This is a genomic window from Streptomyces sp. NPDC127129, from assembly GCF_042671585.1.
In the GTDB taxonomy this organism is placed as follows: domain Bacteria; phylum Actinomycetota; class Actinomycetes; order Streptomycetales; family Streptomycetaceae; genus Streptomyces.
Genome location: NZ_JBHXTV010000014.1, coordinates 252092 through 265555, shown reverse-complemented (window position 1 = coordinate 265555; position 13464 = coordinate 252092). Strand labels below are relative to the sequence as shown.

General features: G+C 72.3%; 12 protein-coding genes and 1 pseudogene. 8 read left to right on the top strand and 5 right to left on the bottom strand.

Annotated features, from left to right (window positions below):
• The 5 genes and pseudogenes from ACFVGW_RS26590 to ACFVGW_RS26570 form a co-directional block, all read right to left on the bottom strand.
• Positions 1-254: pseudogene (locus ACFVGW_RS26590) on the bottom strand (2-oxoacid:ferredoxin oxidoreductase subunit beta); the annotation flags it as partial.
• Positions 247-2187, bottom strand: a complete 1941-nt coding sequence (locus tag ACFVGW_RS26585) for a 2-oxoacid:acceptor oxidoreductase subunit alpha (protein WP_385853707.1) — start codon at positions 2185-2187, stop codon at positions 247-249. The gene ACFVGW_RS26585 and the pseudogene ACFVGW_RS26590, both read right to left, overlap by 8 nt.
• A 270-nt stretch (positions 2188-2457) precedes the next feature.
• The gene (locus tag ACFVGW_RS26580; protein ID WP_352188432.1) at positions 2458-3117 is read right to left on the bottom strand and encodes a response regulator transcription factor; all 660 of its coding nucleotides are present in this window, start codon (positions 3115-3117) and stop codon (positions 2458-2460) included.
• Between the two features lie 311 nt (positions 3118-3428).
• On the bottom strand, positions 3429-4715 hold the full coding sequence (locus tag ACFVGW_RS26575) for a sensor histidine kinase (RefSeq protein WP_385853706.1): 1287 nt from the start codon (positions 4713-4715) through the stop codon (positions 3429-3431).
• A gap of 391 nt (positions 4716-5106) precedes the next feature.
• A complete protein-coding gene (locus ACFVGW_RS26570) occupies positions 5107-6264 on the bottom strand; it encodes a sensor histidine kinase (protein WP_385853705.1) in 1158 nt (385 codons plus the stop codon).
• Positions 6265-6438: 174 nt separating this feature from the next.
• Here ACFVGW_RS26570 and ACFVGW_RS26565 point away from each other — a divergent pair, with 174 nt between their 5' ends.
• From ACFVGW_RS26565 to ACFVGW_RS26530, 8 genes are read left to right on the top strand one after another with little or no spacing between them, the layout of a single operon-like run.
• Complete coding sequence (locus ACFVGW_RS26565) at positions 6439-6846, top strand: NADH-quinone oxidoreductase subunit A (protein ID WP_352188433.1); 408 nt, start codon at positions 6439-6441, stop codon at positions 6844-6846.
• A complete protein-coding gene (locus ACFVGW_RS26560; protein WP_352188325.1) occupies positions 6837-7430 on the top strand; it encodes an NADH-quinone oxidoreductase subunit B family protein in 594 nt (197 codons plus the stop codon). Before ACFVGW_RS26565 ends, ACFVGW_RS26560 begins: the two co-directional genes overlap by 10 nt.
• Positions 7427-8971: an NADH-quinone oxidoreductase subunit C gene (locus tag ACFVGW_RS26555; RefSeq protein WP_385853704.1), complete on the top strand. Its 1545-nt coding sequence runs from the start codon at positions 7427-7429 to the stop codon at positions 8969-8971. Before ACFVGW_RS26560 ends, ACFVGW_RS26555 begins: the two co-directional genes overlap by 4 nt.
• Positions 8968-9936, top strand: coding sequence for an NADH-quinone oxidoreductase subunit H (locus tag ACFVGW_RS26550; RefSeq protein WP_385853703.1), 969 nt, complete (start codon positions 8968-8970; stop codon positions 9934-9936). The genes ACFVGW_RS26555 and ACFVGW_RS26550 overlap by 4 nt, the downstream gene beginning before the upstream one ends.
• Positions 9936-10532 (top strand): NuoI/complex I 23 kDa subunit family protein, encoded by a 597-nt coding sequence (locus ACFVGW_RS26545; RefSeq protein ID WP_385853702.1) that lies wholly within the window; start codon positions 9936-9938, stop codon positions 10530-10532. The genes ACFVGW_RS26550 and ACFVGW_RS26545 overlap by 1 nt, the downstream gene beginning before the upstream one ends.
• Positions 10529-11095 carry an NADH-quinone oxidoreductase subunit J gene (locus ACFVGW_RS26540; protein ID WP_385853701.1) on the top strand — a complete coding sequence of 189 codons (567 nt, stop codon included), beginning with the start codon at positions 10529-10531 and terminating at the stop codon, positions 11093-11095. Before ACFVGW_RS26545 ends, ACFVGW_RS26540 begins: the two co-directional genes overlap by 4 nt.
• The gene (nuoK, locus tag ACFVGW_RS26535; protein WP_385853700.1) at positions 11095-11472 is read left to right on the top strand and encodes an NADH-quinone oxidoreductase subunit NuoK; all 378 of its coding nucleotides are present in this window, start codon (positions 11095-11097) and stop codon (positions 11470-11472) included. Before ACFVGW_RS26540 ends, nuoK begins: the two co-directional genes overlap by 1 nt.
• Positions 11469-13445: an NADH-quinone oxidoreductase subunit L gene (locus ACFVGW_RS26530; protein ID WP_385853699.1), complete on the top strand. Its 1977-nt coding sequence runs from the start codon at positions 11469-11471 to the stop codon at positions 13443-13445. The genes nuoK and ACFVGW_RS26530 overlap by 4 nt, the downstream gene beginning before the upstream one ends.
• The last annotated feature ends 19 nt before the right edge of the window (positions 13446-13464 follow it).

Below are 13464 nucleotides of genomic sequence, written 5' to 3'. Positions count from 1 at the left end.
GGGGCGCGGCCGTGGATGGAGTGCATCCCGTAGGTGTTCATGTAGTACGGGAAGCGGGAGGAGCAGCCGATGCCGGAGACGAAGACGATGTTCTCCTTCGCCAGGCCGAGTTCGGGCATGAAGCCCTGGACGGCGGCGAGGACGGCGTAATCACCGCAGCCGGGGCACCACCGCACCTCCTGGTCGGACTTGAAGTCCTTCATGGTCTGGGCGGCTTCGGCCTTGGGCACGAGGTTCAGGAGCGTCTCACTCATCGATGGCCTCCTTGAGAACCGTGGCGAGCTGTTCCGCCTTGAACGGCATGCCGTTGACCTGGGTGTGTGAGCGGGCGTCGACGAGGTATCTGGCCCGGATGAGGGTGGCGAGCTGGCCGAGGTTCATCTCCGGGACGATCACCTTGTCGTAACCGCTCAGGATCTCGCCGAGGTTCGCGGGGAAGGGGTTGAGGTGGCGCAGGTGGGCCTGCGCGATCGCACCCTGCTCGCGGCGGATGCGCCGCACCGCGGCGGTGATCGGGCCGTATGTCGACCCCCAGCCCAGGACCAGGGTCCTGGCGTTGTCGGGGTCGTCGACGGTGAGGTCGGGGACGGTGATGCGGTCGGTCTTGGCCTGGCGGGTGCGGACCATGAAGTCGTGGTTGGCCGGGTCGTAGGAGATGTTCCCGGTGCCGTCCTGTTTCTCGATGCCGCCGATGCGGTGTTCCAGGCCCGGTGTTCCCGGCACCGCCCACGGGCGGGCCAGGGTCTGCGGGTCGCGTTTGTAGGGCCAGAACACTTCGCTGCCGTCCTCCAGCGTGTGGTTCGGGCCGGTGGCGAACTGCACGCGCAGGTCGGGGAGTTCGTCGATGTCCGGGATCCGCCACGGCTCCGAGCCGTTGGCGAGGTAGCCGTCGGACAGCAGGAACACCGGGGTGCGGTAGGCGAGCGCGATCCGGGCGGCCTCGATCGCCGCGTCGAAACAGTCCGCCGGCGTCCTGGGCGCCACCACCGGTACCGGCGCCTCACCGTTGCGGCCGTACATCGCCTGCAGCAGATCCGCCTGCTCGGTCTTCGTCGGCAGCCCGGTCGAGGGCCCGCCGCGCTGGATGTCCACGATCAGCAGCGGCAGCTCCAGCGAGACCGCCAGACCGATCGTCTCCGACTTCAACGCCACACCCGGCCCCGACGTCGTCGTCACCGCCAGCGAACCGCCGAACGCGGCCCCCAGCGCGGCGCCGATCCCGGCGATCTCGTCCTCCGCCTGGAACGTGCGCACACCGAAATTCTTGTGCCGCGACAGCTCGTGCAGGATGTCCGAGGCCGGAGTGATCGGATAAGAACCCAGGTAGAGCGGCAGATCCGCCTGACGGGCCGCGGCGATCAGGCCGTAGGACAGGGCCAGATTCCCGGAGATGTTGCGGTACGTGCCGGCCGGGAACGCCTTCGTCGCCGGGGCGATCTCGTAGGAGACGGCGAAGTCCTCCGTCGTCTCGCCGAAGTTCCAGCCCGCCCGGAACGCGGCCACGTTCGCCTCGGCGATCTGCGGCTTCTTCGCGAACTTCTGCCGCAGGAACGTCTCCGTGCCCTCCGTCGGCCGGTGATACATCCACGACAAAAGCCCGAGCGCGAACATGTTCTTCGAACGCTCGGCCTCCTTCCGCGACAGACCGAAATCCTTCAACGCCTCGATCGTCAAAGTCGTCAACGGCACCGGATGCACCCGGTAGGCGTCCAGCGACCCGTCCTCCAACGGCGACGTCGCGTAGCCGACCTTCGCCATCGCCCGCTTCGCGAACTCGTCCGTGTTCACGATGATCTCGCCGCCCCGCGGCACATCACCGATGTTCGCCTTCAACGCGGCCGGATTCATCGCGACCAGCACGTTCGGGGCATCCCCCGGCGTCAGAATGTCGTGATCGGCGAAGTGGAGCTGGAACGAGGAGACGCCGGGCAGGGTCCCTGCGGGGGCCCGGATCTCCGCCGGAAAGTTCGGCAGCGTCGACAGGTCGTTCCCGAACGACGCCGTCTCCGAGGTGAACCTGTCACCCGTGAGCTGCATACCGTCACCGGAATCACCCGCGAACCGGATGATCACCCGATCGAGCCGGCGGACTTCCTTCTCGTCGCCGTGGCGGGGCGCCGTCGGGGCGGCGCTGCGCTGCTCCCCGACCAGGGCCTCGCCGGCCTCGCTACTGACCTGGCTGGTCACTGAACTGGACCTCCCTCGCGGCAAGGGTCTCTCCGCCACAGGCGGGAGAAGGCTCGCGGGGCGGTCGGCGAACCGGCCGGCCCCGTGGCCCACCCTACGACGGTGAGGTGGCCCTCCCCGGGACTTCTCGCATCATGGACCTCGTTTTGAGATGCCTGTTTGCTATGAATCGTCACGTTCTGTCGCCCCCCAGATCTTTCCGGAAAGTCGCATTCCGCTCGTTCTTCGGTCCTAGGCCCCGACCCCGATATCTGACAGGGTGTCAGGTAGTCAGGAATTCAGATAGGTCAACACCGCGAGTACCCGACGATGATCGCCGTCGCTCGGGGACAGGCCCAGCTTCAGGAAGATGTTGCTGATGTGCTTCTCCACGGCGCCGTCGCTCACGACCAGCTGTTTGGCGATCGCGGAGTTCGTCCGTCCCTCGGCCATCAGGCCCAGGACCTCGCGCTCGCGCGGGGTCAGGTTCGCCAGGACGTCCTGCTTGCGGCTCCGGCCGAGCAGCTGCTGCACGACCTCCGGGTCCAGCGCCGTACCGCCCCGGGCCACCCGGACGACGGCGTCCACGAACTCGCGGACCTCGGCGACCCGGTCCTTGAGGAGATAGCCCACGCCCCGGCTGGATCCGGCCAGGAGTTCGGTGGCGTACTGCTCCTCCACGTACTGCGAGAGGACCAGGACCCCCACCCCGGGGTACTCCTTGCGCAGCCGCACCGCCGCCCGTACGCCCTCGTCCGTGTGGGTCGGGGGCATCCGGACGTCGGCCACGACCACGTCGGGCAGCTCGCCGTCGCCCGCGAGACCGGCGACGGTCTTGACCAGGGCCTCTCCGTCGCCCACCCCGGCGACGACGTCGTGCCCCCGGTCGGTCAGCAGCCGGGTCAGGCCCTCTCGGAGCAGCACTGAATCCTCGGCGATGACCACGCGCACCCTGTCCGCCACGTCTTCCACGACTTTGAAGCCCCCATGTTCCGGTGTTCGATGCGTCCCAGCATCGCAGTAAGAGGGACGCGACGGGGCGTGGTCGGGTTCAGGAGTGTCAGGGGCGTGTCATGGAGCGGTCCTGTGCGGGGTGATCTTTGTGCGGGACTTGAGAGGCGGCCCGGGTCCGGCTCCGCCCGGGCCGAGATGGCCCGGGTCCGGCTCCGCCCGGGCCGAGATGACCCGGGTCCGGCGCCGCCCTGGCCGGTATGACCCGGGCGGCACGGCGTCGGGCCCGAGCCTCGGGCCCCGTGCGGGGACTACGCGCGCCAGGGGAGTTCCGCCGTGATCGTCGTCGGGCCTCCCGCGGGCGAGTCCACGGCGAGGATCCCGTCGACCGCGTCCAGCCGCTCGGTGAGCCCGGCCAGCCCCCGGCCCGCGGCCGTGTCCGCGCCGCCACGCCCGTCGTCCCGTACCTGGAGCAGCAGCCGGTCGCCCGTCCGCCACACATCCACCCACGCCTGCCGGGCCCCGGAGTGCTTGGACACGTTCTGGAGCAGCTCGGACACGGTGAAGTACGCGATGCCCTCGATCGCCGGCACCGGCCGGGCCGGGAGGTCCACGTCGACGGAGACCGGCACGGTGCACCGCGCGGCGACCGCCGACAGCGCGGCGTCCAGACCGCGGTCGGTCAGGACGGCCGGGTGGATGCCCCGGGCCAGGTCGCGCAGCTCCTGCAGCGCCGTCTTCACCTCGCCGTGCGCCTCGTCCACCATCCGCGCCGCCGCCTGCGGGTCCTCCGCCAGCTTCTCCTTGGCCAGGCCCAGATCCATGGCGAGGGCGACGAGCCGGGCCTGCGCGCCGTCGTGCAGATCGCGTTCGATGCGGCGCAGATCGGCGGCGGCGGTGTCGACGACCACACCCCGGTCGGTCTCCAGCTCCGTGACCCGCGTCGCGAGCCGCGAAGGGCCGAGCAGCCCGGAGACCATCAGCCGGTCCACGGCGGCCAGCGACCGGATGATCCACGGCCCGGCGAGCACGAAGAGCAGGCCGACGGCGCTGGTGACGGCGATCTCGAAGGGGGAGTCCAGGTAGAAGGCGTGCGTCCGGTCGCCGTACAGCTGGAGGCCGTCCTGGCCGGCGTACATCGGGAAGACCCACTGCCACAGCGGGTACGTGAAGAGGGCCCAGCCGTACATCCAGAAGGCCACCGAGACCGTGAAGGCGAAGATCGCCCACGGCATGTGCAGGAGCGCGTAGAGGAGGTGGCGCCAGGACGCGCCGCTCTTCAGCGTCGCCCCCATCCACGACATCGCCCCGCCGGTACGGCCCCGGGCGGGCTCGGGCGGTGCGACCTCCAGACCGAGCAGCCCGCGCGCCCGGGCCCGCTCCACGGCGCCGAAGCCGCGGCACATGGCGAGGGCGCCCGCGAGGACGGGGATGCCGAGGAAGGTGACGAGGAGTCCGGCGCCGGCCGAGACCAGGGCGATGGAGAGGGCGAAATAGACGCAGCTCAGCGGCAGCCCGAGCACCAGATAGCCGAACTCGCGCCAGGTGCGGGCCTCGAACGGCGCGCGGATCGCGGCGGGGAGGCGGTGGGATGCCATCGCTGTTGTCCGTTCTGCTCGGGGAAGGAGAGGAGTGGGGCAGTGGGGTGTGGAGGAGTACGGCTCAAGGTTTCCGTGCGGACGCGCCCCGGACCATGAGGGAGGTGGGCGTCTGCGGAGGGGGGATTTCCCTACCTCGGGGGCACGGCGGGGCGGCCCCCGGACGTGCGAGAGGAGTACGGGGCGGGGGTGCGGCGGTCGTGCCGCCGCGCAAGCGGCGCACGGCCGGAGGCTGCGGCGGCCGTCGGCGTACGGGGCCCGGGCGGTAGCGGCCCCCAGGGCCAGCCAGGCCCCGTGGGTCGCGGCCCCCGGGGCCGCCGTGCGTTCCCGGGGCCGCCGTGCGACGCCGGGCCGCCGTGCGTCCCCAGGACCGCCGGCCGTCCCCGCCCGGCTACGCGGGGAGCGGGCGGGCGCGCCACGGCAGTTCTGCCGTGACCGTCGTCGGGCCGCCCTCCGGCGAGTCGAGGACGAACAGACCGTCGACCGCCCCCAGCCGTTCCGCGAGCCCCGCCATCCCCGTGCCGCCGTCCAGCCGGGCGCCGCCCTGCCCGTCGTCCCGTACCTGGAGCAGCAGCCGGTCCTCGCGCCGCCACACCTCCACGGAGGCGGACCGCGCACGGGCGTGCTTGGAGACGTTCTGGAGCAGCTCGGACACGGTGAAGTACGCGATGCCCTCGATCGCCTCGGCCGGCCGCTCGGTCAGGTCGACCGTCACCTTCACCGGGACCGTGCAGCGCGCGGCGATCGAGGAGAGCGCGGCGTCCAGACCGCGGTCGGTCAGGACGGCCGGGTGGATGCCCCGGGCCAGATCGCGCAGTTCCTGCAGCGCGAGCTTCACCTCGCCGTGCGCCTCGTCGACCATCGTGGCCGCCGCCTCCGGGTCCTCCAGGAGCTTCTCCTTCGCCAGACCGAGCCCCATCGCCAGGGCGACGAGCCGGGCCTGCGCGCCGTCGTGCAGATCGCGTTCGATGCGGCGCAGATCGGCGGCGGCGGTGTCGACGACCACGCCCCGGTCCGACTCCAGCTCGGCGATCCGCCGCTCCAGCTCGTCCGAGGGGGACAGGAGACCGCGGACCATGGCCCGGTCGGCGGTCGACAGACCGCGGGCCACGAACGGCAGCAGGGGCCAGAGCACGACCAGCGAGACGAGGGTGACGGCGAAGGTCACGATGCCCCACGGCAACCGGATGAAGCCGTACAGCATCGTCCGCCAGCCCACCGGGTCCGTCAGCGCCGTCCACAGCCAGGGGAAGAAGCCGTGCCGGCGGGGGAGCGGGCTGGGCTCGTCCACCCGTACACCGAGCAGCGCCCGGGCCCTCGCCCGCTCGGCCCGGCCCAGGCCGCGCGCCCCGGCGAGACCGAGGGCCATGAGCGGCAGGCCGATCACCGTGACGGCCAGGCCCACGCCGACGGCGACCGCGACCACCACGTACACGAACCCGGCCACGGCGGCGAACAGATTGGTGAGGAGGAAGGAGATCTCCTTCCAGGTGTGCCGGCCGTAGGCGGAGCGCACGGGCGGCAGCGGGGTCTCGGTGTCGACGTTCATGGGGCAAGCGTGCCGGTCGGGGGGCTCGGCACGCCATGGGGTACGTCGGTGAAGGAGAGTAGGGATATCCCCACCGCTCACTCTGTGACACGACCGCTTACGGCGTCTTTAGCAGGGCCTAGACTCCCGTGCGTACAGACGATCGCCGAAACGGGCAGGGAGCGAGGGGTGGACGTGCCGGATCCGACCGTACGGGCGGGACACGGACTCGCGGCGGACTACTTCCAGTCGTACTCCGTCGTCGGCCTGCTCGCCGTCGTCGGCGTGCTCTTCGTGGCCGTCGCGTTCGGCGCGGGCCGGCTGCTGAGGCCCGTCGTGCCGACGCCGGAGAAGCTGCTGACGTACGAGTGCGGCGTGGACCCGGTGGGGGAGGGCTGGGCGCACACCCAGGTCCGCTACTACGTGTACGCCTTCCTCTACGTGATCTTCGCCGTCGACTCGATCTTCCTCTTCCCGTGGGCGACGGTGTTCGCCGCGCCCGGCTACGGCGGGACGACGCTGGTCGAGATGTTCATCTTCCTCGGCTTCCTGGCCGTGGGACTGCTCTACGCGTACAAGAAGGGCGTCCTGACATGGACGTGACCCCGACCCCGCTGCCGGCTCCGACGCCGCTGCCGGCTCCCAAGCTCGGCCCGCTCGCGCGGCTGGCGCCCGAGCCGATGAAGGTGGTCCTGAACTGGGGCCGCCGCTACAGCCTCTGGGTCTTCAACTTCGGCCTCGCCTGCTGCGCGATCGAGTTCATCGCCGCGTCGATGGCCCGCCACGACTTCATCCGGCTCGGCGTGATCCCCTTCGCGCCGGGGCCGCGCCAGGCCGACCTGATGATCGTCTCCGGCACGGTGACGGACAAGATGGCACCGGCGGTGAAGCGGCTGTACGAGCAGATGCCGGAGCCCAAGTACGTCATCTCCTTCGGCGCCTGCTCGAACTGCGGCGGGCCGTACTGGGACTCGTACTCGGTGACGAAGGGCGTCGACCAGATCATCCCCGTCGACGTCTACGTGCCGGGCTGCCCGCCGCGCCCCGAGGCGCTGCTGCAGGGGATCCTCAAGCTCCAGGAGAAGATCGCGCGCGAGTCGCTCGCGGCGCGCTACTCGGGTCCGTCCGTCGGGCAGCTGACGAGCGGTCTGGTGACGCCGCCGAAGCCGGGCGGTGAGGAGAAGTGAACGCGAACGCGTACGACTCCCTCCCGGAGGCCGTGACCGAGGTCTTCGGCGAGGAGGCGACGGCGCAGCGGGCGTACGACCTGCTGACGGTGGACGTGCCGGTCGGCTCGTGGATCGCCGCGCTGGAGATCGCGCGGGACAAGCTGGGCTGCACGTACTTCGACTGGCTGAGTGCGGTGGACGAGCCGGGCGTCGGCTTCCGGGTGTGCGCGCACGTGGTGGCGCTGGAGGGCGGCGCGGTGCGCCGGCTGCTGGTGCGGACGACGGTGAGCCACGAGTCGCCGGTGCTGGCGACGGCGGTTCCGGTGTACGCGGGCGCGGAGTGGCACGAGCGCGAGACGCACGAGATGTTCGGCGTCGAGTTCACGGACCACCCGAACCTCGTGCCGCTGCTCCTGCCGGAGAACTTCGAGGGCCACCCGCTGCGGAAGGACTTCGTCCTCGCGGCGCGGGTCGTGAAGGCGTGGCCGGGGGCGAAGGAGCCGGGCGAGTCGGAGCACGGCGGGCCGAAGCGCCGTCAGATGCTGCCGCCGGGTGTCCCCGACCCCAACGACTGGGGCCCGATGAAGGGCCAGCTCCCGCCCGCCCCGTCCCGTCCCGCCCGAGGCGCGGCGGCCGCGGGCGACCGCCCCGCGCGCCGCGCCCGCACCACGGCTGAGGGCTCGGCGACCCAGCCGGAAGCGGCGGAGGCGCGCCCGCCGAGGCGCACGCGAAGCGTGTCGGAGGGCTCGGCGAGCCAGGCGGAAGCGGCGGAGGCCCCGGAGGCCCCGGTGCGCCCGCCGCGGCGCACCCGCAGTGCGTCCGACGGCTCGGCGAGCCAGGCGGCCGAGGGCCCGGCGCCCCAGCCGGAGGCCCCGGAGGCCCCGGCGCGTCCGCCGCGGCGCACCCGCAGTGCGTCCGACGGCTCGGCGAGCCAGGCGGCTGCGCCCCCGGCGCCGTCGCGCCCCCAGAGTTCGGACGCGCCCTGGCACCACGCCCGCCCGGCCTTCGACCCCGACGCGACGAAGACCCCGAAGACCGAACCGGCCCCGGAGACCGGGCCCGAGCCCAAGGCGGGACCCGCGCCTGAGGCGGGACAGGGCTCCGAGGCCGCACCCGCGCCTGAGGCCGGATCTACTGCCGAGGCCGCACCCGCGCCGGAGGCCGGACCTGCTTCCGAGGCCGCACCTGCGCCGGAGGCAGGGCCCGCGCCGGAAGGCGCACCCGCGCCCGAGGCCGCACCTGCGCCGGAGGCCGGGCCTGAGCCCGAGGCCGCACCTGCGCCGGACGCCGGGCCTGAGCCCGAGGCCGCACCTGCGCCGGAGGCAGGGCCGGCGCCCGAAGGTGCACCTGCGCCCGAGGCCGCACCTGCGCCCGAAGCCCGGCCCGCGCCGGAAGACGCACCCGCCCCCGAAGACGGACCCGCCCCGGAAGACGGACCCGCCCCCGAAGGCGCACCCGCCCCGGAAGGCGCACCCGCCCCCGAAGGCGGGGCCGATCCTGAGGCCGGGGCCGGACGTACCGACCATCCCACCACCCCCGACGGAGGCGAATCCGCGTGAACGACGCACTCGACGTCGCCCTGCGGCTGCTCGTCGTCTTCGCCGTGTTCCTCGTGCTGCCCCTCGTCATCGGGCAGACCGAGCACAAGGTCATGGCCCATATGCAGGGCCGCCTCGGGCCCATGTACGCCGGTGGGTTCCACGGGTGGGCCCAGCTCGTCGCCGACGGGGTCAAGTTCGCGCAGAAGGAGGACGTGGTCCCGGCCGACGCCGACCGCCGCGTCTTCCAGCTCGCCCCCGCCGTCGCCCTCCTCCCGTACCTCCTCGTCCTCGTGGCCATCCCCATCGGCCCGGGCGAAGGGGCCGTCGGCGAGGTCGTCGACGCCGGCATCTTCTTCGTCCTCGCCGTCATGGGCGTCGGCGTCCTCGGCAGCCTCATGGCCGGCTGGGCGTCCGCCAACAAGTTCTCCCTGCTCGGCGGCCTCCGTACCGCCGCGCAGCTGCTCGCCTACGAGCTCCCGATGCTCCTCGCCGCCGCCTCCGTCGCGATGGCCGCCGGCACCGTCTCCCTCCCCGGCATCCTCGGCGCCTTCGAGTGGTGGTGGCTGCCCTGGCAGATCGTCGGCGCGATCGTCTTCTTCGTCGCCGGCCTCGCCGAGCTCCAGCGCCCGCCGTTCGACATGCCCGTCGCCGACTCCGAGATCATCTTCGGTGCGTACACCGAGTACACCGGCCTCCGCTTCGCGCTCTTCCTGCTCGCCGAGTACGCCGGCATCGTCGTCCTCTGCGGGCTCACCACCGTCCTCTTCCTCGGCGGCTGGCACGGCCCCTTCGGCGCCGACGGCCTCGGCTGGGTCTGGACCCTGCTCAAGACCGCGATCCTCGCCTTCGTCGTCATCTGGCTCCGCGTCAGCTACCCCCGGCTCCGCGAGGACCAGCTCCAGAAGCTCGCCTGGACCACCCTCGTCCCGCTCGCCCTCGCGCAGATCGCGCTCACCGGCATCGTGAAGGTGGCGATCCAGTAATGGCCATTCCCGGATCCGGCCTCGCCAAGGGCCTCGCCGTCACCCTCCGCACGATGACGAAGAAGACCGTCACCGCGCAGTACCCGGACAAGCAGCCCGAACTCCCGCCCCGCACCCGCGGTGTCATCGGGCTCTTCGAGGAGAACTGCACCGTCTGCATGCTCTGCGCCCGCGAGTGCCCCGACTGGTGCATCTACATCGACTCCCACAAGGAGACGGTGCCCGCCGCCGTCCCCGGCGGCCGCGAGCGCTCCCGCAACGTCCTCGACCGCTTCGCCATCGACTTCGCCCTCTGCATGTACTGCGGTATCTGCATCGAGGTCTGCCCCTTCGACGCGCTGTTCTGGTCGCCCGAGTTCGAGTACGCGGAGACGGACATCCACGAACTCACCCACGAGCGCGACAAGCTCCGCGAGTGGATGTGGACGGTCCCCGAACCGCCCGCGCTCGACCCGGGCGCCGAGGAGCCGAAGGAGATCGCCGCGGCGCGCAAGGCCGTGGAGAAGGCCGCCACCGCGGCAGCCGCCGCCGAGGCCGAAGCCCAGGCCCAGGCCCAGGCGGACACCCAGGCCCAGGCGGAGGGGGACCAGCAGTGAACCTCGCCGCCGCCCCGCTCGCCGCCTCCACCCCCGGCTTCCTCTCGCCCTCCGGTGTCGAGATCGCCTTCCTCCTCGTCGGCCTCGTGACCCTCGGCGCCGCCGTCGTGACCGTCACCACCCGCCAGCTCGTGCACGCCGCGCTCTGGCTGGTCATGGCGCTCGGCGGGCTCGCCGTCGAGTACCTCCTGCTCACCGCGGAGTTCATCGCCTGGGTCCAGGTGCTGATCTACGTCGGCTCCGTCGTCGTCCTCCTCCTCTTCGGGCTCATGCTCACCAGGGCCCCCATCGGCCGCTCCCCGGACGCCGACTCGGGCAACCGCCCGGTCGCCCTCGCGGTCGCGCTCGCCGCGGCCGCGGCGCTCGTCTGGGTGGTCGTCGACGCGTTCCGTACGACCTGGATCGAGCTCGACGGCCCGGCCCAGGGCTCCACCGAGGTGTCCGGCGAGATCCTCTTCCGGCACTGGGTGCTGCCCTTCGAGGCGCTCTCCGTCCTGCTGCTCGCCGCGCTGGTCGGCGCGATCGTCCTGTCCCGCAAGAACGCCAAGGAGGCCCGGGACTGATGCATCTCGCCTACCCCGCCGTCCTCGCCGCCCTGCTCTTCTGCGTCGGCCTGTACGGCGTCCTCGCCCGCCGCAACGCGATCCTGGTCCTGATGTCCGTCGAGCTGATGCTCAACGCCGTCAACCTCAACCTGGTCGCCTTCGACGTCTGGCTCCGCGACACCCTGCACGCCGGCCAGGCGCTCACCCTCTTCACCATCGCCATCGCCGCCGCGGAGATCGGCATCGGTCTCGCGATCGTCCTGATGGTCTACCGCAACCGCGGCACCTCGGACGTCGACCGGCTGCGCGACAACGCCGAGCCCCACGGCGCCGGGACCGACTACGCCGAGCCCCGGACCGCCGGGACCGACGAGAAGGCCGAGGCCACCGCGTGACCACCACGACCCTCGCCGTCCTCGTCCCCGTCCTTCCCTTCCTCGGCTCCGTCGCCGGTCTGCTCCTGGGCAGGAAGGCCCCCGGTTTCGTCCGCCCCCTCGCCGTGCTGCCGGCGCTCGTCGCCGCCGCGCTGGCCGCCGTGGTCGCCGTCCGCCAGGGCGGCGGGCCGACGATCGAGGCCTCCACCCAGCTCACCCCCACCGGCTCGGTCCCCATCGACCTTGCGCTGTACATCGACGGCTTCGCCGCCCTCGTCGCCGTCGTCGTCGGAGTGGTCGCCACCTGCGTGCAGATCTACTCGACCGGCTATCTGCGCGACGACCCGCGCTATCCCTCGTACGCGGCGCTCGTCTCCCTCTTCACCTCCGCGATGCTGCTCGTCGTCTACTCCGGCGACCTGATGGTGCTCCTGGTCGGCTGGGAGATCATGGGCATCTGCTCGTACTTCCTCGTCGGCCACTACTGGGAGACCCCCGAGGCGCGGGCCGCCTCCCTCAAGGCCTTCCTGGTCACCAAGCTCGGCGACGTCCCCTTCCTGATCGGCCTCTTCGCGCTCGCCACGGACGCGGGCACGTTCCGGATCGACGGCATCCTGGGCGCCGTCGCGGCCGGCGGGCTCGACCACCCCACGCTCGTCGCGCTGCTGCTCCTCGCGGGCGTCGCGGGCAAGTCGGCGCAGTTCCCGCTGCACACCTGGCTCCCCGACGCGATGGCCGGCCCCACCCCCGTCTCCGCGCTCATCCACGCGGCGACGATGGTCGCCGCCGGCATCTACTTCGTGGCCCGCCTGCTGCCCGTCTTCGCCTCGTCCGCGGCCGCGCTGACCGTGCTCGCCGTGATGGCCGCCGTCACGATGGTCGGCTCGGGGCTCGCCGCACTCGCCCAGGACGACATCAAGCGCGTCCTCGCCTACTCGACGATCGGTCAGCTCGGCTACATGGCCGGTGCCCTGGCGGTGGGCGACCGCGGCGCGGCCGTCTTCCACCTCATGTCCCACGGCGCGTTCAAGGCGCTCCTCTTCCTCGCCGCCGGCGCGGTCATCCATGCCGCCGGCACGAACTCGCTCTCGGCCATGTCCCGGATGAGCGGTCTGACGAAGCGGGTCCCCGACGCGTACTGGACGATGACCGTCGCCCTCCTCGCGCTCGCCGCCCTGCCGCCGTTCGCCGGCTTCTTCTCCAAGGAAGCCGTCCTCGTGGCCGCCGAGCACACCGCCCTCGGCGACCGGACCGTCGCACCCGCCGCGGCGGGCTGGGCCGTCCTCGTCGCGGGCCTGCTCACCGCCCTCCTCACCGCCGCCTACGCGATGCGGCTCTGGCTGCTCGCCTTCCGGGGCCGCGGCGCCGAGGTCCCGGACCACGGGCGCCAGCCGATCGCCATGACCTCCGTCCTGTGGGTGCTCGCCATCCCCTCCCTCGGCTTCGGCCTGAGCGTCACGTACCTCGACGACTGGTTCGACGGGCACGCCCTCACCCCGACCGTCACCACCGCCGTCCTCGGCACCGGAATCGCCGTGATCGGCGCGGCCGTCACCTACGCCGTCTGGCGCACGCTCGCCACCAAGGCCCCCGCCAAGGTGCCCGCCGCCGCTCACGTCGCCCACCCCGACGCCGAGGCGGGCAAGGTCGAGGCGGAGGCCCTGCACCTGCCGCACCCCGCCGAGGACCCGACCGACCCCGGCCGCGCCCTGCTCGGCCCCCTGCACCGCCCGGCGGCCGCCGGCTTCCACGTCGACGCCCTCTACAGCGCCGTGTTCGTCCGCCCCGTCCTCGCCGCGGCCTCCCTGGTCCGCTTCCTGGACCGCGAGGTCGTCGACACGTACGTGCGCGGCGCGGGCACCGGCACCCAGTGGCTCGGCTGGCTCGTCCGCCGCGCCCAGACCGGCAACGTGCAGACCTATCTGAGCGCCCTGCTCGCCGGCTCCGTCGTCCTGGCGATCGCCGCCGTACTCGTCGCCGTCGCGGGAGCGTGAGACGTGATCGATATCAGCG